The 20150-nt window shown below is 71.5% G+C and carries 13 protein-coding genes; 5 read left to right on the top strand and 8 right to left on the bottom strand.

Annotated features, from left to right (window positions below):
• The first annotated feature begins 46 nt into the window (after positions 1-46).
• Together EMA17_RS12880 and EMA17_RS12875 are read left to right on the top strand one after the other, a co-directional pair.
• Positions 47-1579 carry a long-chain-fatty-acid--CoA ligase gene (locus EMA17_RS12880; RefSeq protein ID WP_126637067.1) on the top strand — a complete coding sequence of 511 codons (1533 nt, stop codon included), beginning with the start codon at positions 47-49 and terminating at the stop codon, positions 1577-1579.
• Positions 1580-1851: 272 nt separating this feature from the next.
• On the top strand, positions 1852-2055 hold the full coding sequence (locus EMA17_RS12875) for a cold-shock protein (RefSeq protein ID WP_078980715.1): 204 nt from the start codon (positions 1852-1854) through the stop codon (positions 2053-2055).
• A gap of 48 nt (positions 2056-2103) precedes the next feature.
• Here the strand turns inward: EMA17_RS12875 and EMA17_RS12870 are convergent, their stop codons facing one another.
• Complete coding sequence (locus EMA17_RS12870; protein ID WP_126637066.1) at positions 2104-2880, bottom strand: SDR family oxidoreductase; 777 nt, start codon at positions 2878-2880, stop codon at positions 2104-2106.
• A gap of 176 nt (positions 2881-3056) precedes the next feature.
• Between EMA17_RS12870 and EMA17_RS12865 the strand changes: the two genes are divergently transcribed.
• On the top strand, positions 3057-3929 hold the full coding sequence (locus EMA17_RS12865) for a helix-turn-helix transcriptional regulator (protein ID WP_126637065.1): 873 nt from the start codon (positions 3057-3059) through the stop codon (positions 3927-3929).
• A gap of 110 nt (positions 3930-4039) precedes the next feature.
• Here the strand turns inward: EMA17_RS12865 and EMA17_RS12860 are convergent, their stop codons facing one another.
• Positions 4040-6361, bottom strand: coding sequence for a glycoside hydrolase family 18 chitinase (locus EMA17_RS12860; RefSeq protein ID WP_126637064.1), 2322 nt, complete (start codon positions 6359-6361; stop codon positions 4040-4042).
• A gap of 549 nt (positions 6362-6910) precedes the next feature.
• Between EMA17_RS12860 and EMA17_RS12855 the strand changes: the two genes are divergently transcribed.
• On the top strand, positions 6911-9409 hold the full coding sequence (locus tag EMA17_RS12855; protein WP_126637206.1) for a collagenase: 2499 nt from the start codon (positions 6911-6913) through the stop codon (positions 9407-9409).
• Between the two features lie 60 nt (positions 9410-9469).
• On the opposite strand, the gene EMA17_RS12850 is transcribed toward EMA17_RS12855, so the two are convergent.
• From EMA17_RS12850 to EMA17_RS12830, 5 genes are all read right to left on the bottom strand, one after another.
• Positions 9470-10492, bottom strand: coding sequence for a LacI family DNA-binding transcriptional regulator (locus tag EMA17_RS12850; RefSeq protein WP_126637063.1), 1023 nt, complete (start codon positions 10490-10492; stop codon positions 9470-9472).
• 109 nt (positions 10493-10601) lie between these two features.
• Positions 10602-12113, bottom strand: coding sequence for a rhamnulokinase (locus tag EMA17_RS12845; RefSeq protein WP_126637062.1), 1512 nt, complete (start codon positions 12111-12113; stop codon positions 10602-10604).
• A complete protein-coding gene (locus EMA17_RS12840) occupies positions 12110-14152 on the bottom strand; it encodes a bifunctional aldolase/short-chain dehydrogenase (RefSeq protein ID WP_126637061.1) in 2043 nt (680 codons plus the stop codon). The genes EMA17_RS12845 and EMA17_RS12840 overlap by 4 nt, the downstream gene beginning before the upstream one ends.
• 94 nt (positions 14153-14246) lie before the next feature.
• The gene (rhaI, locus tag EMA17_RS12835) at positions 14247-15413 is read right to left on the bottom strand and encodes an L-rhamnose isomerase (protein WP_126637060.1); all 1167 of its coding nucleotides are present in this window, start codon (positions 15411-15413) and stop codon (positions 14247-14249) included.
• A 277-nt stretch (positions 15414-15690) separates the two neighbouring features.
• Entirely contained in the window at positions 15691-16965 is a 1275-nt protein-coding gene (locus EMA17_RS12830) for an ATP-binding protein (RefSeq protein WP_126637059.1), read from the bottom strand.
• 251 nt (positions 16966-17216) lie between these two features.
• On the opposite strand from EMA17_RS12830, the gene EMA17_RS12825 reads away from it, so the two are divergent.
• On the top strand, positions 17217-18092 hold the full coding sequence (locus tag EMA17_RS12825) for an aldo/keto reductase (protein WP_126637058.1): 876 nt from the start codon (positions 17217-17219) through the stop codon (positions 18090-18092).
• Positions 18093-18227: 135 nt separating this feature from the next.
• Here the strand turns inward: EMA17_RS12825 and EMA17_RS12820 are convergent, their stop codons facing one another.
• Positions 18228-20120, bottom strand: a complete 1893-nt coding sequence (locus EMA17_RS12820; RefSeq protein ID WP_126637057.1) for a spherulation-specific family 4 protein — start codon at positions 20118-20120, stop codon at positions 18228-18230.
• Between the last annotated feature and the right edge of the window lie 30 nt (positions 20121-20150).

Here is a 20150-nt window from a genome sequence, read left to right as displayed (position 1 = left end):
CTTCGGCCCACCCCGCGGCGTCCGCCGCCTACCCTTGGAGTCCTTCGTGCACCAGCACCTCGGCGTGTCCGCTCTGCTGAGCGACACCGCGCTGCGCTTCCCCGACCGCACCGCCGTGGTCGAGGGCGACACCCGGATCACCTATCGCGACCTGTGGGCCGACGTGCTGCGCTACGCCGCGGCGCTGCGCGAACGGGGTGTGCGCCCCGGTGATCGGGTCGCGGTGATGTTGCCCAACCTCGCGGCGTTCCCCCGCGTCTACCACGCGGTGATCGCGGCCGGCGCGACCGTCGTGCCGGTCCACGGACTGCTGGTCGCCGAGGAGGTCGAATTCGTCCTGCGACACAGCGGGTCGGTGCTCACGATCAGCGGCGGCGCGTTGTGGCCGACCGCACGGGCCGCCGCCGACGCGGCCGGGATACCGACGCTGGCCGCCGACCACGAACACCCCGGCGCGCCGCTGACCGCCGCGCACCCGACCGCGGCCGACGACATCGCGGCGATCCTGTACACCAGCGGCACCACCGGTCGCCCCAAGGGCGCCCGGCTGACCCACCTCAACATCGTGCTCAACGCCACGGTCTGCGCCCAGGACCTGCACGAACTGGGACCCGAGGACGTGGTGTTGGGCTGCCTGCCGCTGTTCCACAGCTACGGCCAGACCTGCGCGATGAACGCCGCGCTGCGGGCCGGCGCGACACTGGTGCTGATGCCGCGCTTCGACGCCGCCGCCGCGCTGGAACTGATGGCCGCGGAGGGGGTGAGCGTGTTCATGGGCGTGCCGACGATGTTCCACGCGCTCACCGAGGCGGCGCGGGCGTCCGGCGCGACCGCACCGACGCTGCGGTTGGCCGTGTCCGGCGGCGCCGCGCTGCCCGTCGCCGGTCTGGAGCGCTTCGAGACCACGTTCGGGACACGCGTGTTCGAGGGGTACGGGCTGACCGAGACGTCCCCGGCGGCGACGTTCAACCAGCGCCTGCTCGGCCGCCGGCCCGGCACGGTCGGCCATGCCATTCGCGGGGTGGAGGTCGCGATCGCCGCCGCCGAGGTGGACGAGCACATCGAACTGCTGCCCGCCGGGGCGGTCGGCGAGGTGGTGGTCCGGGGCCACAACGTGTTCGCCGGCTACCTCGACGACCCGGCCGCGACCGCCGCCGCGATCGTGGACGGCTGGTTCCGCACCGGCGACCTCGGCGCGGTCGACGACGACGGCTTCCTGAGCATCGTGGACCGGAAGAAGGACCTGGTCATCCGCGGCGGATACAACGTCTACCCGCGCGAGGTCGAGGAGATCCTGGCCCGACACCCCGCGATCGCCCAGGTCGCCGTCTACGGCACGGCGCACGAGGCGCTCGGCGAGGAGATCCACGCGGCCGTCGTACTGCGCCCCGCCGCGCCCGGCACCGAGCCGCCCACCCCCGACGACCTGATCGCCTGGTCCCGCGAGCACCTCGGCAGGCACAAGTATCCCCGCGTCTTCCACCCGATGCCCGCCCTCCCCCTGGGCCCGACCGGCAAGATCCTCAAGCGGGCACTGCGCGACGCCACACCGCCGCCACCGAAGGCCCCCGCCCGGTGATCGGCGCCCGGGGTCGGGCGGCCCGGGCGCCGATCCGCCCCCCTTCCGGGGCGGGCGATGCCCGGCCGTCGGGGGCGAGTTCGGGTGGGTGCGTGGCGCGGGAGGGCGGGCTCGGGTACCTTCGGTTCCCAAGTAGTCGTGGCCCGAAGTTCGTTCGCCCGTGATCGCGATCACGGGCGATTTTGCTGTGCACAGCCGCTTCGGGTCCGGTGAGCACCTCCGGGCCCGCATCTTGCGCGGCACGGTTCCATTTTCTGAACGAGGAGTTCGGCGTGGCCAGTGGCACCGTGAAGTGGTTCAACAGTGAGAAGGGCTTCGGCTTCATCGAGCAGGACGGTGGCGGCCCCGACGTCTTCGCCCACTACTCCAACATCTCCGGCAGTGGTTACCGTGAGCTGCAGGAGGGCCAGAAGGTGACGTTCGACGTCACCCAGGGCCAGAAGGGCCCGCAGGCGGAGAACATCGTCGCCGGCTAGTACTCCCGTTCGTGCCGCGGTGGTGACACACCGCCGCGGCACGACAGGTCAGGCGGCCTGTCCGGTGGGCATGATGGTGACCTGCTGGAAGTTCACCCGCGGCGGCATCGCGGCGATGAAGCCGACGGTCCGTGCGACGTCCTCCGCCGTGAGCCACTCCATGCTCTCCCGGGCGCCCGCCAGCCACTCCCGCGCGCCCGGGTCGGTGACGTGGTTTTGCAGCTCGGTGCCGACGATGCCCGGTTCGAGGGCCGAGACCCGCACGTTCCGCGCGCCCAACTCGGCCCGCAGGTGCCGGGACAGGTGGGTGACGTACGCCTTGGTCCCGGAGTAGACGGCGAAGTTCGGGAAGATGTTCCGCGCCGCGATCGACGAGGTGTTGATCAGGTCGGCCACCCCGCGCTCGGCGGCGGCCCCGATCAGCTGCGGGGTGAACGCGCCGATCGTGTTCATCAGGCCGGTGATGTTCAGATCGATCTGCTGCTTCCACTGATCGGCCGCCAATTCCTCGATCGGGGCGGGAAGCATGACGCCGGCGTTGTTCAGGAGCAGGTCGGCGCCGCCGAAGTCGGCCGCCACCCGGGCGGCGGCGTCCGCCAACGCCGCGGCGTCGGTCACGTCGGTGGCGATCGCCAGCGCGCTGCCGCCGTCGCGCTCGATGCGGGCGACCAGATCCGCCAGCCGATCGGCCCGCCGGGCCAGGACGACGACGCGGGCACCCAACTCGGCCAGTTTCTCGGCGGACGCCGCACCGATACCGCTGGAGGCGCCGGTGACGACCGCGACGCGACGGGCCAACGGGCGGGACATGGTGTTCACGGACATGGTGCGTACCCTCCACGGGTGAGCAAAGCGGGTCCGCGGCCGGTTCTCCCGACCGCTCCTCCAGCACACCACCCGGACGAGCCCGTGCGGACGCCGTGAATGGCCCTGCCGAAACAGGTACCGGCAGGGCCGGCCCGGTGCGGATACGGCACCGCCGACCCGCGCACACTGGTCCCATGGACCGCACCAAGGAAATCTCCGGGTTCCTGCGCTCACGGCGCGCCGGAATCACCGCCGCGGAGGCCGGACTGCCCGCCGACGGCCGAGTCCGCCGCGTACCCGGCCTGCGCCGGGACGAGGTGGCTCGCCTGGCCGGTGTCAGCACGGAGTACTACACGCGCCTGGAGCAGGGGCGCGCGCACCACCCCTCCGCCGAGGTCGTGGCGGCGATCGCCCGGGCACTGCGGCTCGACGACACCGAACGCGAACACTTCACCGACCTGCTGGGCTCCGACGCCCGCACCGTACGGCGCGCGCCGGCCGGGGTCCAGCGGGTGCGGCCGGGCCTGTACCTGATGTTGGAGACCCTCGACCGGGTGCCGGCGTTCATCCTCGGCCGGCGTACCGACGTGTTGGCCGGCAACCGGCTCGCCGCAGCCGTGCTCACCGACTTCGACACGCTGCCCGCCACCCGGCGCAACCTGGCCCGGTACTACCTCCTCGACCCCGAGGCCCGCGAGCGCGTCGGCGACTGGGAACGCCTCGCCGCGGAAACCGTGGCCATGCTCCGGTTCGAGGCCGGCCGCTACCCCCATGATCGCCGGCTCGCCGAGCTCGTGGGTGAACTGACGCTCAAATCCCCCGAGTTCAGCGGCTGGTGGAACGACCACCGGGTGCTGCGCCGCACCCACGGCGCCAAGCACTACCGCCATCCCCTGGTCGGGGACCTCCACTTCGCCTACGAGTCCTTCCAGGTCCCGGGCGACACGGAGCAGACGTTGTGCGTCTACAACGTCGAACCGGGCTCCCCCACCGCCGAGGCGCTGCGGATCCTGGCCGACTGGACCGCACCCGAACTCCCCGCCTCCGACGGCCCGCACATCACCTGACGGGTCGACCGGGGCATCGCCCGCGGGCGTCGCCCACGACGGGGCACGGACGACGAGGAAGGCCGGGAGGCAGCCACTCACCGCCTCCCGGCCTTCCGATCAGGGGGCCGTTACTTCAGCCCGTTGTCGACCGCGGTCATCAACACCCCGGTGTCCCCGCTCATCTCCCAGATCATCGCGCCCAGGAGGTTCTTCGAACGGAGCCAGGCCGTCTTCTTCCCGATGGACCACGCGTCGTCGAAGGTCCACCACTGGCCGTTGTTGCCGGTGAAGCCGTAGGTCGAGACCGACTGCTCGTCGTGATAGACGGTCAGGTTCGGTACCGACGACATCAGGTTGGCGTAGCCCCTGGTGCCGGCCTCCTCCGGGAACTGGCCCGGTGCGGCGCCGTGCGCCTCCTGCCACTCGCCGTGCGCCCCACCGTCGGCGACGCCCTGCCAGCCGCGGCCGTAGAAGGCCAGGCCGAGGGCGAGCTTGCGTGGGTCCACGCCCTGGTTCAGGTAGTAGTCGACGGTCGTCTCCACGCTGAACTTGGTCGTGTACGGGTCCCCCGCGTCCTGGTACAGGTTGCCCTGGTCCCCGGTGCGGTTCGGCTCCCAGCTGTTGTCGCTGCCGGAGCCGTGGAAGTCGTAGCCCTGCACGTTGGCGTAGTCCATGTAGTCGAACACGCTGGGCGTGCCGTCGCGCGTGGTGATGTCCCAGCCCACGTCCAGCTTGCCGGGGTCGGCGGGGGTGAACGCGGTGAGCAGGTAGTGCTTGCCCGTGGTCTGGCCGTACGCGTCCATCTGCTTGCGGAACTCGGCCATCAGCAGGGTCAGGTTGTTCTTGTCGTCCGGGGAGATGTGGTTGCCCGCGTGCCCCTCGGCGCCCGGCCACTCCCAGTCGAGGTCGAAGCCGTCGAAGATCCCGGCCGCGACACCGTTGCCGCCGCGTCCGCCGGTGACCGGCAGGTTGCCCTTGAGGTACATGTCCACACAGGACTTGGCGAACTTCTGCCGCGAAGCGTCGGTCTTGGCGACGTCGGAGAAGTACCTGCTGTAGGTCCAGCCGCCGACCGAGATCAGCGCCTTCAACTTCGGGTACTTCGCCTTGAGTTGCTTGAGCTGGTTGAAGTTTCCGGCCAACGGCTGGTCCCACGTGTCGGTGCTGCCGTTGACGGATTCCCCGGCGCTGAAGCCCTTTTCGTAGTCCGCCCACGAGTCGCCCGCGCCGTCACCCTGGTTCGGGTCCTGCGGACCCGGGGTGGTGGCCTTGGTGACGCCGTTGAGGCAGGTCAGGTTGACCGGGTCGATGTTGGAGAAGGAGTAGTTGATGTGCGTGAGCTTGGCCGCGGCACCGGTGGTGTCCAGCGACTTCATCGTGTAGGCGCGGCCGTAGATGCCCCACTGCACGAAGTAGCCCACGCGGAAGTACTCGCCGCCCGGGGTGCCGCCGCCGGTGGTCTTGACGGTGAGCGGCGCACTGGCCGGGCCGGTCTGGTCGATGGTGTCGCGAGCCACCACGGTGTACGTGTAGGTGGTGTTCGCGGTCAGGCCGGTGTCGTTGTACGAAGTCCCGTTGACGGTGGCGATCTTGCTGCCGCCGCGCAGGACGTCGTAGTTCTTGACGCCGTGGTCGTCGGTGGCCGCCGTCCAGTTGAGGGTGAGCGACGTGTCGTTCACGCTGCTCGCCGTCGGTGTGCCGGGGGCCGTCGGGGGTGTGTCGGTACCGCCGCCGGGGGCCGTACGCAGCGTGGCGGTCGGCGACGCGGGTCCGGTCTGGTCGATGCTGTCCCGCGCCACGATCTTGTACGTGTACGCGGTGTCGGCGGTCAGACCGGTGTCGGTGTACGCGGTGCCGTTGACCGTGGCGACCACGGAAGTACCGCGGTAGACGTCGTAGTTCTTGACGCCGTGGTCGTCGGTGGCCGCGCCCCAGCTCAGCGAGATGGAGGTCGAGGTGGTCGCGGTCGCGCTCGGCTGGCCGGGCGCGCTCGGCGGGTTGTCGGTCGGCGGTACGCCGTCACAGGGGCCGCCGTTGATCTTGCAGCCACTGGGACTTCCGGGGCCGGAGCCGACGAAGCCGAACTTGACGCTCGCCCCGGGCGCGACCGAGCCGTTGTAGGTACGGTTCTTGGCGGTGTGGTGCGTGCCGGACGAGGTGATCAAGGCGTCCCAGTACGCGCCCACGGAGGTGCCGGCGGGGAAGTCCCACTCGACGGTCCAGGCCGTGACGGCGGTGGTACCGGTGTTCTTGATCGTCCACTCCCCCTGGAAACCGCCCCCCCAGTCGGAGGTTTTGGCGAAGGTCGCGGTGGCGCCTGCGGCGGCTTGCGCGGGTGCGGCGGACAGGCCGACCATCGCGGCGAGCGGGAGGAGCAGGCTCGCACAGATGGCGATGATTCTCTTGCCGGGCTTGGTGCGTTTGGTGCGCCTCACGGTTCCGATGGCCATGGGTGCTCCTGGATTTCGGGATCCGACGGAGAACCTGTGCCCCACAATGAGCCGGGTTGTCCGGCTCACACAGTAGAGCGAGCGTAATGAAGGTCTGGACCAATAATCAAGGTCTAGACCAGTAGCAGTGAGGTGCCGGCAAGTCCCGGCAAAATCGGCCCACCCGAACCCCCCTGCGCCCGCTGCCGTTTCGTTGGCCGCACTCGGTGTTCGATACCCCTTCACGCAAAATGTGATTTGTGACATGGTACATGTCACGCAGCGGCCCGGACGCTCCCCTTCCGGTCCACGGCGGCACCAACTGCCTTGCCGGCGTGGGCTCTTCCGGCGAGGCAGCGAGCAGTACCACGCACGCGCCGGCTCCGCCTCTCTCCCCGAAACGGGGCCGGCGACGAAACCGCTCATGCCGTTGCACCACCCCTCATCGGAGGCGCGCGTGCGCGTGCCCTCTGTTCCGCAAGGAGACGGTCTTTGCGAACCAATCGATCGACCCATTCGGCACGACAGGGAAGACTCCGCCGCGTCGCGGTGGTTGCCGTATCACTCGCCATGGGCTTCGGGTTGTTCACCCAGCCCGGATCGGCCGCCCCCGCCGATCCCGGCGCGGCGGCCCCGATCCCCGTGGCCGCACCGCTCGGGGCACCCCCCAGTGCCTCGGCCGACCAGTCCCCGCACACTCGAGGCAGGCCGCTGTCGGTACCCGACCAGCCGCCGCTGGCCGCCGACGCGTCCGACAACGCCCGGCGCGACTACGACGACCCGGCCTCGGCCGCCCGGCCGGCCCGGCCGTCCATGGCCACGACGAACCGGCAGGCCGCCGCGGCCGGTTGCTCGGTCGCCGACTTCGCGAGCCGCACCGGCGCCGCGCTGGTCACGCAGATCAAGGCATCGACGACGGAGTGCGTGAACACACTGTTCACCGTCTCCGGGAGCGACGCCCGCTCGATCTTTCGCGAAGAGCAGATGACCACGGTCGCCTACGCTCTGCGCGACCTCGCCGGCTCCTACCCCGGCAACAGCGGCACGAGCGCGCCGCAGGTGGTGCTCTTCCTGCGTGCGGGCTACTACGTGCAGTGGTACGACCCGACCACGGTGGGCACTTACGGCCCCGCGCTGAAGACCGCGATCCGCTCCGGCCTGGACGCCTTCTACGCCAACTCGCACTCCTCGGACGTCACCGACGCCAACGGCGAGACGCTGGCCGAGGCGGTCACCCTGATCGACAGCGCCCAGGAGAACGCCCGCTATCTCTACGTGGTCAAGCGGCTGTTGGCGGGCTACAACAGCTCGTACGACGCGTCCTGGTGGATGAAGGCCTCGGTCAACAACGTCTTCACCGTGCTCTTCCGCGGCCACCAGGTACCCGAGTTCGTCACCGCCGTGCAGTCCGACCCGAGCACCGTCGACGCGGTCGACGCCTTCGCGAGGGCACACCGGGACCTGCTCGGCACCGACCGCGCCTACCTGACCGTCAACTCGGGCCGCGAACTGGCCCGCTTCCTCCAGTACGCGAGCCTCCAGTCCCGGGTGCGCCCGATGGTGCGCGCCCACCTGAGCGCCACCTCGATCACCGGGCCGACCGCGGCGATGTGGGTCGTGCTGGCCTCGGGCACCGACTACTACGACAAGACGCAGTGCGCCTACTACGACACCTGCAACCTCCAGGCGCGGCTGACCGCGGCGGTACTGACCATCGACTACACCTGTAGCCCGAGCATCCGCATCCGGGCCCAGGAGATCAGCCAGGCCAACCTCGCCACCGCCTGCACGAGCCTGCGCAACCAGGACTCGTACTTCCACGGCGTGGTCAAGGACAGCGGTGCGGTGGCCAACGACCACAACACCACGATCGAGGTGGTGGTCTTCCACTCCAGCGCCGACTACCAGACCTACGCCGGCGCCATCTTCGGCATCGACACCAACAACGGCGGCATGTACCTCGAAGGCGACCCGAGCGCGACCGGCAACCAGCCGCGGTTCATCGCCTACGAGGCCGAATGGACCCGGCCCGCGTTCGAGATCTGGAACCTCAACCACGAGTACACGCACTACCTCGACGGCCGGTTCGACATGTTCGGCGACTTCGACGCGGGCGTGAGCACGCCGACCATCTGGTGGATCGAGGGCTTCGCGGAGTACGTCTCCTACTCCTACCGCAACCTGCCCTACGACGCCGCGATCACCGAGGCGGGCAAGCACACCTACGCGCTGAGTACCGTCTTCGACACCACCTACTCCAACGACACGACCCGCATCTACCGCTGGGGCTACCTCGGCGTGCGCTACATGCTGGAGAAGCACCCGGCGGACATCACCCGCCTGCTCGGCTACTACCGCACCGGCGACTGGGCCGGCGCGCGCACCTTCCTGACCTCCACCATCGGCACCCGCTACGACAGCGACTGGTACACCTGGCTGGCCGCCTGCGCGGCGGGCGGGTGCGGTGGCGGTGGCACGCCCACCAACCGCCCGCCGACGGCCGAGTTCACCAGCGCGGTCAGCGGTACGTCGGTCGCCTTCACCGACACCTCCACCGACTCCGACGGCACCATCGCCTCCCGCGCCTGGGACTTCGGCGACGGCACCACCTCGACCGCGGCCAACCCGACCAAGACGTACGCGGCCGGCACCTACACCGTGAAGCTGACCGTCACCGACAACGGCGGCGCCACCGCGACCGTCAGCCACGGCGTCACGGTCACCGGCGGCGGAGGCACCACCGCGTGCACGGACCCCGACACCCGCGCCCTGGGCAAGAACTGCAGCCGCACCGCGGTCTCGGCCGACGCGAACGGAACCGCCTGGTTCTACATCCACATCCCGGCGGGAACCGCGCGTCTGAACATCGTCACCGCCGGTGGTACCGGCAACGCCGACCTCTACTACAACGGTGACAACTGGGCGACGCCCACGGCCTACACCGCCAAGTCCACCCAATCGGGCAACGCGGAGACCCTGACCATCACGGCACCGCCCGAGGGCTACCACTACATCTCCCTCTACGGACAGCAGGCGTTCGCCGGCACCTCGGTGACGACGAGCTACTGACCGACCCCGCCCGGCGCGCCCACGACGCGCGCCGGGCGGCACCGACGGCGGCGGGGCCCATCAGGCCCCGCCTCCGTCGGCCGTCGACTCGCGGATCACCAGTTCCGGGCGGAAGACCACCTGGCGGTGGGTGTGGGTGTCGGGGTGTTCGCTCTCCTCGAGGAGGAGTTCGGCGGCGGTACGACCGAGGCGGTAGGTGGGCTGGCGTACCGAGGTCAGCGGGACCGCCGAGGCCGCCGCGAACTCGATGTCGTCGTAGCCCACCACCGCGACGTCCCGCGGCACGCGCACGCCGGCCCGCAGCAACTCGCGCATCAGGCCCATGGCCAGCAGGTCGTTGGCGCAGAAGATCGCCGACGGCAAGGTGCCCGCGTCGAGCAGACGCCGGGCCGCCTCGGCGCCGGATCTCGCGTTCATCGCGGGGACCGTGACGTCGCGGGTGGAGGTACCGAGCCGCAGGCCCGCGTCGCGGAGCGCGGCGCGCATGCCGCGGCGGCGGTCCTCGCACTGGCGGATGGACAGCGGGCCGGACACGTACGCGAACGCGCGATGCCCGGCCGCCACCAGGTGTTCGGCGGCCAACCGGCCGCCCAGCACGTCGTCCACCGCCACCGAGCACAGGTCCGCCCGCTCGCCGCCGCGATCGAGCAGCACCACTGCCAGGCCCCGGGCGCGCAGTTCGGCCACCGGCAGTTCGGTGTCGCGGGCGGGAGTGACCAGCACGCCGCGTACCCGCTGTTCCTGAAGCACGCGCAGGTATCGCTCCTGCTTGGTTCCGGAGTCGTCCGAGTTGCAGAGGATGACCACCGAACCGGACTCGTTGCAGACGTCCTCGACGCCGCGCGCGACGTCGGTGAAGAACGGGTTGGCCACGTCGAGGACGATCAGGCCGACCGTGTTGGCCACGCCCGAACGCAGCGACCGGGCCGAGTCGTTGCGCACGAAGCCGAGCAGTTCCACCGCTTCGAGCACCCGGTTGCGGGTGGACTCGGCCACCCGCTCGGGATGGTTGAGCACGTTGGACACCGTGCCCACCGACACACCGGCCCGATGGGCCACCTCTTTGATGCTCGACGTCGTCATCCGGGATCGATCCGCTTCTCCAGGCCGGTCCGGGGTCGGGCCGGCGGGTCCCACCCCGGCAGCCTATGCGGTGCCGGGGCGGATCCTCGAACCGCGACCGGCGGTGGCGTCAGGCCGGTGATTCGGTGCGCTTCGGCAGGCGGTCGGCGGCTCGGGCCCAGTCGCCCGCGTCGGGGCGGGGTTCGTAGCGGCGCAGCGGCTGAGTGGTCCGGACCAGCGCGCGCAGATCCGCGAGCGAGCCGGGTACGGTCCCGGCGGCCCGGGCCTGAACGAGCAGGTTGCCGAGCGCCGCGGCCTCGGTCGGCCCGGCCACCACCGGCAGGCCGCACGCGTCGGCGGTCGCCTGGCACAGCAGCGTGTTCAGCGCGCCGCCGCCGACCACGTGCACCACGTCGACGGTGCGCCCGGACAGGCGTTGCGCGTCCCGTACCGCCCGACGGTAGGCGAGCGCGAGGCTGTCCAGGATGCAGCGCACCGTCTCCCCCGGCGTCCTCGGGACCGGCTCGCCCGCCCGGCGGCAGGCCGCCGCGACGCGCTCGGGCATGTCGCCGGGCGGCAGGAAGGCGGGATCGCCCGCGTCCACGAGGGAGCGCAGCGGCGCCACCCGCGCCGCGTCGTCGAGCAGCCGGTCCAGCGATCGCGGCCGGCCGAGCCGGTCCCAGTGCCGCATACATTCCTGGAGCAGCCACAGGCCCATCACGTTGCGCAGGTAGCGCACCGTGCCGTCGACGCCCAGTTCGTTGGTGAAGTTCGCCCGCCGGCTCTCCTCGGTGCGCACCGGCGCGTCGAGTTCGACGCCGACCAGCGACCAGGTCCCGCTGGAGATGTAGGCGAAGCGCTCGTCGCGGGCGGGGACGGCGACCACGGCCGAGGCGGTGTCGTGCGAGCCGACGGCGGTGACCCGGACCCCGGTGGGCAGTCCGGTCTCCGCCGAAACGTCGTCGGTGAGCGTGCCGGCCGCCGCGCCGGGTGCGCGCAGTGGAGCGAACAGGCCCGGGTCGAGGTCGAGTTCGGCCATGATCCCGGTGGACCAGCGCCGGGTGTCCGGGTCGAGGAGTCCGGTGGTGGAGGCGTTGGTCAGCTCGGTACCGGCCTCGCCGGTCAACCAGTAGGAGATCAGGTCCGGGATCAGCAGCGCCCGCCGGGCCGGGCCGAACTGCGGGGTCGCGGCCGCCGCGACGAGTTGATGGAGGGTGGTGAAGCTCGCGTGTTGGATTCCGGTGACGGCGTACAGCCGTGCGGCGGGGACGCGGGCGTGCACTCGCTCGGGGACGCCGGCGGTGCGCTCGTCGCGGTAGTGCACCGGGTTGCCGAGCAGCGTGCCGCTCGCGTCGAGCAGTCCGAAGTCGACCGCCCACGCGTCGATTCCGATGCTCGTCGGCGTGCCCGCGGTGGTGCGGCCCGCGGCCCGCAGGCCGTCCAGGACCCCGCCGTACAGGGCCAGGACGTCCCAGTACGGGGTGCCGCCGACGCGCACCGGACGGTTGACGAAGCGGTGCGCCTCGGTGACGCTCAGCACCTCGGGGCCCACCCGACCGGCCAGCACCCGGCCGCTGGAGGCGCCGAGATCGACGGCGGCGAAGACGCCGGGGGAACTCCCCTGCCGGTTGCGTGTGTTCATCGCAGGAACGCCGCGGCGACGCCCGCGTCGACGGGGATGTGCAGGCCCGTGGTGTGCGAGAGGTCGCCGGCGGTCAGCGCGAACACCGCGTTGGCCACGTGCTCCGGCAACACCTCCCGCTTGAGCAGGGTGCGCTGCGCGTAGTACTCGCCCAACTTCTCCTCCTCGACCCCGTACACCGCGGCCCGTTGCGCGCCCCACCCGGCCGCGAAGATGCCGGATCCGCGCACCACGCCGTCGGGGTTGACGCCGTTGACCCGGATCCCGTGCGGACCGAGTTCGGCCGCCAACAGCCGCACCTGGTGGGCCTGATCGGCCTTGGTCGCGCCGTAGGCGATGTTGTTCGGGCCGGCGAAGACGCCGTTCTTGGACACGATGTAGACGATGTCGCCGCCCAGGCCCTGTTCGATCATGGTCCGGGCCGCCTCGCGCGCGACCAGGAACGAGCCGCGCGCCATCACGTCGTGCTGCACGTCCCAGTCCTGTGCCGTGGTCTCCAACAGCGGCTTGGAGATGGACAGTCCGGCGTTGTTGACCACCAGGTCCACCCCGCCGAACGCCAGCGCGGCGGTGGCGAAGGCGGCCGCGACGCCCGCCTCGGAGGTCACGTCCACGGTCACCGGCACGGCCCGGTCCGCACCGCCCAGGGAGGCGGCCACCGCCGTCGCGCTCGCCGTGTCCCGGTCCGCGACCACCACGCACGCGCCCTCCGCGACCAGGCGTTCCGCGATGGCCCGGCCGATACCCGAACCGGCGCCGGTGACCAGGGCCACCCGGGCGGCCAGCGGGCGCGGCCGGGGCAGGCGGGCCAACTTGGCCTCCTCCAGGGCCCAGTACTCGATCCGGAACTTCTCCCGCTCGTCGATCGGCGCGTAGGTGGAGACGGTCTCGGCGCCGCGCATCACGTTGATCGCGTTGAGGTAGAACTCGCCCGCCACGCGGGCGGTGCGCTTGTCCGCGCCGAACGAGAACATGCCCACCCCGGGCACCAGGACGATCGCCGGGTCGGCGCCGCGCATGGCCGGCGAGTCGGGTTCGGCGTGGCGCGCGTAGTAGGCGGCGTAGTCGGCCCGGTAGTCGGCGTGCAGTTCGCGCAGGCGGGCCGCGACCCGGTCGAGCGGCGCGTCGGCCGGCAGGTCCAGTACCAGCGGGCGGACCTTGGTGCGCAGGAAGTGGTCCGGGCAGGAGGTGCCGAGCGCGGCGAGGCGGGGGTGCTCGCCGCGGGACAGGAACTCCAGCACCGGTGCGGTGTCGGTGAAATGCCCGACCCGGGCGCCGTCGGTCGAGGCCAGGCCGCGCAGCAGCGGGGCCAACGCGGCGGCCCTGGCCCGGCGTTCGGGTTCGGGCAGCGGTTCGGCGATCGGCTCGCCGAACGGATGGCGGGCGGGGTCGAATCGGGCCGCGATGAACTCCTCGGCGGTGCGGATGATGTGCAGCGAATTGCGCTCGCACTCGGCACTGCTCTCACCCCACGCGGTGATCCCGTGCCCGCCGAGGACGCACCCGATCGCCCGCGGGTTCGCCGCCCGGATCGCCGCGATGTCCAGGCCGAGCCGAAAACCGGGGCGACGCCACGGCACCCAGAGCACGGTGTCGCCGAAGCACTCGGCGGTCAGCTTCTCGCCGTCGGCGGAGGTGGCGAGCGCGATGCCCGAGTCGGGGTGAAGGTGATCCACGTGCGCGGCGTCGAGCAGGCCGTGCATCGCGGTGTCGATGGACGGCGCGGCACCGCCGCGACCGTGCCCGCAGAACTCGAACGCGGCGACCATCTCGTCCTCGCGGTCGTCCCCCGGGTACACCGCCGCCAACGCGCGCAGCCGATCCAGGCGCAGCACCGCGAGTCCGTCCTCGGTGAGCGTGCCCAGGTCGCCGCCGGAGCCCTTGACCCAGAGCAGGTCCACCGGAGTGCCGGTGACCGGGTCGGTGCCGACGCCCTTGGCGGAGGTGTTGCCCCCGGCGTAGTTGGTGTTGCGTGGATCCGCGCCGAGCGCGTGCGAGCGACGGAGCAGGTGCTCGACCTCGGGTGGGGTGCCGGACATCGGCGGGTCTCCTCGTGCCTGGAGGGGTCGGGACGGGGGCGTGACGGGATGGAACGGACGGCCGAGCGGGTGGGTCGGCCGGGCCCGAAGGGGATCAGGCGCCCCAGCCGGCCTGTGTACCCCCGACGCGCTCGGCGCGGATCCGCTCCGCGTAGCCGGACGCGTGGTAGGCGGCCACCGGGTCGGGCGCAAGGCCCTGCTCCTCGCGCAACTCCCGGAGCAGCGGCCGGACGTCGGTCGCGTAGGCGTCCATCAGTACGGCGTTGGCGGCGAGTACGTCGCCCGCCTGCTGGGCGGCGGCCAACTCCTCGGCGTCCACGAGGAGCGCCTTGGCGGTGGCCTCCTGGACGTTGGCGACCGAGCGGATCTGGGCGGGGATCTTCGGCTCGATGTTGTGGCACTGGTCGAGCATGAAGTTCACCCCCGCCGCCGGGTCGAGGCCGCCGCCGCGCACCACCTCGTGCATGATCCGGAAGAGCTGGAACGGGTCGGCGGCGCCCACCATGAGGTCGTCGTCGGCGTAGAAGCGCGAGTTGAAGTCGAACGCGCCGAGCCGGCCCCGGCTCAGCAGGAACGCGACGATGAACTCGATGTTGGTGCCCGGCGCGTGGTGTCCGGTGTCCACGCAGACCACGGCTCGGGGCCCGAGTTCGAGGCCGTGCGCGTAGGCGGTGCCCCAGTCCGGGACGTCGGTCATGTAGAAGGCGGGCTCGAAGAGCTTGTACTCGAGCAGGATGCGCTGGTCGGCGGAGAGGCGCGCGTACACCTCGGCCAACGCCTCGGCGAGGTAGGCCTGTCGGGTGGCGATGTCGCCCTGGCCCGGGTAGTTGGTGCCGTCGGCGAACCAGAGCTTCAGGTCGCGCGATCCGGTGGCGTCCAGTACGTCCACACAGGCGAGCAGGTGGTGCACGGCCTTGCGGCGCACCCGGGCGTCGGGGTTGGTCACGCTGCCCAGGCGGTAGGCGTCGTCCTGGAAGACGTTGGCGTTGATCGCGCCGATCCGCACCCCGTGGTCGTGGGCGTGGGCGGCCAGGTGCGCGTAGTCGTCGACCCGGTCCCAGGGGATGTGCAGGGACACGAGCGGTGCCACGCCGGTGAGGGCGTGCACCCGGGCCGCGTCCGCGATCTTCTCGTACGGATCGCGCGGGACGCCCTCCTGGGCGAACACCTTGAAGCGTGTACCGGAATTGCCGTAGGCCCACGAGGGCGTCTCGATCCGCTGGGCGCGCAGGGCTGCCCGCACCGCCTCGATGTCCTGCATGGGGACTCCTGACACCAAAAATGAAACGTTTCAATCGCTGGAAGGGAACGTACGTCCACCACCGAGAGCACGTCAAGGCCGGGAACGCCGAGGCTCGTCGGGACCACGCCCGGGACCGCGGTGGTCGGGGACCGCGATCACCCGGTCGCGCCGGGGTCGAGGACGGCCGGCGGGTGCCCGCCGTGGTGCACGGCGACGAGGTGGTCACCCGCGAGCGGGTGACCGGGCCGACCACCGCGGCCCGGGTCGTGGTCGAACCCGCCGGCCGGCGTTCGGGTCACACCCGCGCGTGGGTGGTGATGTCCTCCTCGAAGAGTTCGACCATGCTCGCGGTCACCGTGGGGCGGGACTGGGCGAGCGCGTCCAGGTAGTCGCGGGTCTGCGCGCCCGGGCCGTCCGCGCCGACGGCGCCGTCGAACAGGTCGCGCTCGAAGGACGCCTGGGCCGCGATCCGCGCCGCGTGCCCGATGTCGGCCGGGGTGAGCAGGTCGCTCGCCGCCACCAGCGCGTCCAGGTCCACGTCCGGCCGGGCCGAGGCGTGGTGGGTCCACATCGCCCGGCGGGCGTCCGCGTCCGGGGTGCCCACCGGGATGATGTAGTCGAACCGGCCGGGCCGCAGGAACGCCGGGTCGAGCGAGCGCACCGAGTTGGTCGCGCAGACCAGCAGCCGATCACCGTGTTCGCGGAACGCCGGGATCAGCTTGAGCAGTTCGTTGGTCACCGCGTGCCCGGCGCCGGGTCGGGCGTGCCGGATCGGCGCGATCTCCTCGACCTCGTCGATGAACACCACGATCCGCTCCAGTCGGGCCAGCCGCCCGAACGCCTCGCGCAACGCCGCGGCGAGGTTGCCGCCGTCGGCCAGACGCGAGGGCAGCAGTTCCACGAACGGCCAGCCGAGCCGGGAGGCGATGGCCCGCGCGAAGGTGGTCTTGCCGGTCCCCGGCGGCCCGAACAGGGCGATGGCGCGCGGCGGTTCGACCCCGTGCCGCAGCGCTCGCCCCGGATCGGCGAGCGGGAGCACCACACGCCGCTCGATCAGGTTCTTCTCCACCTCCATGCCGGCCACCTTCGACCACAGGTCGCCCGGCAACATGCGCCCGCCGAGCCGGTCCAGGGTCTCCGCGGCGTGGTCGTCGACCGGCTCGACCTTCTCGAAGTAGGCCACCGCTGGCCGCCGTTCGTAGCCGGCGTTGCGCAGCCCCAGCTCGCGCGAGTCCTCCTCGGGCAGCACGTACGCGATCCGCCGCACCCGCTCCTCGACCAGTCGGCGCTCCAGGGCGAGCAGCAGCGTGCTGGTCAGACCCAGGCCGCGCGCGCCGGGCGAGATGGCGATCCGCATCACCCAGGCCCGTCCCTCGGACACCGTGGCCAGCGCCGCGCCGACCACCGCGCCGTCGCGCCGGGCCACCACCGCCGGTTGGCGCGAGGCCAGTGCGTGGATGCACTCCGACAGCGAGAACACCGACTCCTGACCGAGCCCGGTCGTGGTGTCGATCAGGTGCACCACCGCCGCGAGGTCCTCCTCGCGATAGTCCTGTACCAGCCAGACCATGAATCGCTCCATCCGTGGATCCGGTGCCTCGACGAGTGCCACACACTAGGCAGCGCCGGCCCGCGGCGAATGTGTCGTTGTGTACAAGTGCGTGCCCCGACTTGGTCACCTCGTGGATGGACATCCGAGCCGCGCGCGGGCAGCCGTGATCGCAGGTCATCGCCGTCCGGGCGGTTCATGGGGGCAGAATGGGCCTCGACCTCGTCCGTGCCGTCCGGCCCGTCGGGCCGCCCGACCCCTACGGAGAACCCATGACCGTCTCGTCCGCGTCCGGCCCCGCCCAGGCGTCCGGTGTCTTCCCGATCGGCGGCGACCTGCCGGTGCGTCGGCTCGGATTCGGTGCCATGCAGCTCACCGGGACCGGTGTCTGGGGCGAGCCGAAGGACCGCCCGGAGGCGATCCGGGTGTTGCGACGCGCCGTCGAACTGGGGGTGACCCTCATCGACACCGCCGACTCGTACGGCCCGTTCGTCAGCGAACAGTTGATCCGCGAGGCCCTGCACCCGTACGCCGACGACGTGGTGATCGCCACCAAGGGCGGCTTCGCCCGCACCGGTCCGGGCGAGTGGCACGCGTTGGGCCGGCCCGAATACCTGCGCCAGCAGACCGAACTGAGCCTGCGCCACCTGGGTCTGGACCGGATCGACCTCTACCAGCTGCACCGGATCGACCCGCGGGTCCCGCTCGCGGACCAGCTCGGCGAACTGGCCCGGCTGCGCGAGGAGGGCAAGATCCGGCACATCGGCCTGTCCGAGGTCACCGTCGCGCAACTGCGCGAGGCACGCGAGATCGTCGAGATCGTCTCCGTGCAGAACCAGTACAACCTGGTCGACCGCAGGGCCGAGTCCGTACTCGACTACGCCACGGCGGAGGGCATCGCCTTCATCCCGTGGCATCCCATCGCCACCGGGCAACTCGCCCGCCCGGGCGGGCCGTTGGACACCCTCGCGAAGGAACGGGAGGCGGCCCCCGCGCAGCTGGCGCTGGCCTGGCTGCTGCGTCGCTCGCCGGTGATGCTCCCGATCCCCGGCACGTCGAGCGTGGCGCACCTGGAGGAGAACACCGAGGCGGCCCGGGTCCGGCTCACCGACGACGACTTCGAGACGTTGTCCGCCATCGGCCTGTGACACACGACGCCCGCCCCGTCCCCGAATCGGGGCGGGGACGGGGCGGGCGGTTCGCGGCGTGGCGACACGGTCGCCACGCCGTTCGGTGGAGGGCATCCCGACCGAGGACGGCGGCCGGGATGCCCGTTCATGGGGTTACTGCTGGACGATGGTCAGGTAGGCGGCCGCCCAGGTACTCGGCTCGCCGCCCTGGATGGCCAGCTTTTGCGTGCCCCCGTTCAGGGTGCCGAACACCGAGGTCGGAATCCGCCACACGAACTGGTCGTTGGTGCCGGAGACCAGCGGCGACGGCGTCAGCGACACCGTCTGCCACATCCCGGTCCAGTCCGCGCCGTTCTTGGTGGCCCGGTACAGGAAGCCGTTCTCGAGCATGAAGTCGGCCCCGACGCCCGGGTACACCGGGCCCGTGACGTATCCGGTGTTCGCGTTGTTGTCCGCGTCGATGAAGACCCGGTGCGTGCCGAACGGCAGTTGGTAGGTCGCCTTGTACTCGGCCTGGGTGGCCGTCAGGGTCGCCGAGACGTCCACGATCGGCCCGCCCACCGGCGGCGGCGGGGTCAGCGAGACCTGCGCGGTGTGCGCCGACACCCGACCGGTGACATCCCGGGCGACCACGTCGAACGTGTGGGTCGTACCGGGCGTCAGGTCACCGAGCCGCGCCGAGGTCTGGCTCGCCGGCACCGTCGCCATCCGAGCGTTGTCCTGGTAGATGTCGTACGCCTCGACGGCGGCCGAACCCGGCGTCGACGCCGTCCAGGACAGCTGCACCGAGGTGGGGCCCGCGGTGGCGCCGGTGAAGGACCCGGGCACCCCCGGCGGGTTGGCGCCCGCCGCCGAGGTGGTGACACCGCGCGCCGGGCTCGCGGCCGACAACACCCCCGCGTCGTTGCGGGCGCGAACCGTGAACGCGTAGGCCGTCGACGGGTTCAGGTCCGTCGCGGTGAACTGCGAGGTGCCGGTGGTGCGGTGCGGCACCGAACCGATCGGGACACCGTCCCGGTAGACGTCGTAGCCGGCCACCGTGCTCGGGCCCGAGTTCGGCCAGCTCAGCTGTACCGACGTGGCCGAGACGGTGCCGGCCGCGGGCTGCGCCGGCGTCGCCGGAGCGGCGGTCGGGGCGACCTTGGCCGCGGCCAGTTCCGTCGACCAGTAGGAGGTGTCCGGAAGGCTGTCCCACGGGTTGGGGTCGAGGTGGTCCGGGGTGACGTAGACCGTGCCGGCGTTCTTCTGCTTGCTCTGCGCCACCGCCGACGGCAGCTGCGCCTCGGTGGTCTCGTAGATCAGGTGCCAGAACTTGGCCGGGTCGGCGTCGAGTTCCCACTGCGGCGGGGTGAACGCCTGGTAGTCGGTGTAGCTGCCCTCGAAGGTGACCTGGATGTCGGCCACGTTCTCGTAGCACTGCGGGATGTCGATGCCGGGATTGTCCACCACCAGTGCGCCCGGGTGGTTGCGCTTGGTGTACGCGGTCAGCGCCCGATACTCGTCGGCGTACGCGTTCGTCCCGTTCGGGCCGCAGCTGTTCTGGCCCTGGTCGAAGAAGATGCCGTCGATCTCGGGACCGTAGAGCCGGTACCACTTGTCCACGTCGTGCTGGATCTGGATCCGCCACGCCGCGATGCTCGTGTCGCCGAGCCGGGTCGTCTTCGGGGCACCGATGGTATTGGTGCCGAAGTAGCCGGTGTCCACGTAGGCGATCACCCTGCCGCCCGCCTGACGCACCTGCCGGATCGCGGACTTGAACGTCTCGTTGGGCGCGTTCTCCTCGAAGTTCGGCCCGTTGGCGATGTTCACGACGGTCAGCCCCGGGGTGCCCGTACCACTGGCGAGGGTGGCCCAGGCCGTCCCGCCGGACGGGACGCCCGGGTGGAAGTAGGCCGGTACACCGACCTGTTGGTTGATGCCCGGGCCGGGGTCGGCGTGGGCGGCCGGCGCGGTCGCGATCAGCGACCCGCCGAGCAGTGCGGCGGCGGCGGTTCCCGCCGCGGCAGTGCGCGCTCTCCACGAGCGGGCACGAGAATCCGTGCGCATGCGTACTCCTTCTGGAATGGCCTTCCGGAT

This window comes from Embleya hyalina (genome assembly GCF_003967355.1).
Lineage (GTDB): Bacteria > Actinomycetota > Actinomycetes > Streptomycetales > Streptomycetaceae > Embleya > Embleya hyalina.
The sequence above is the reverse complement of the archived record's forward strand: the minus strand, read 5'-3'. Positions and strand labels throughout refer to the sequence as shown.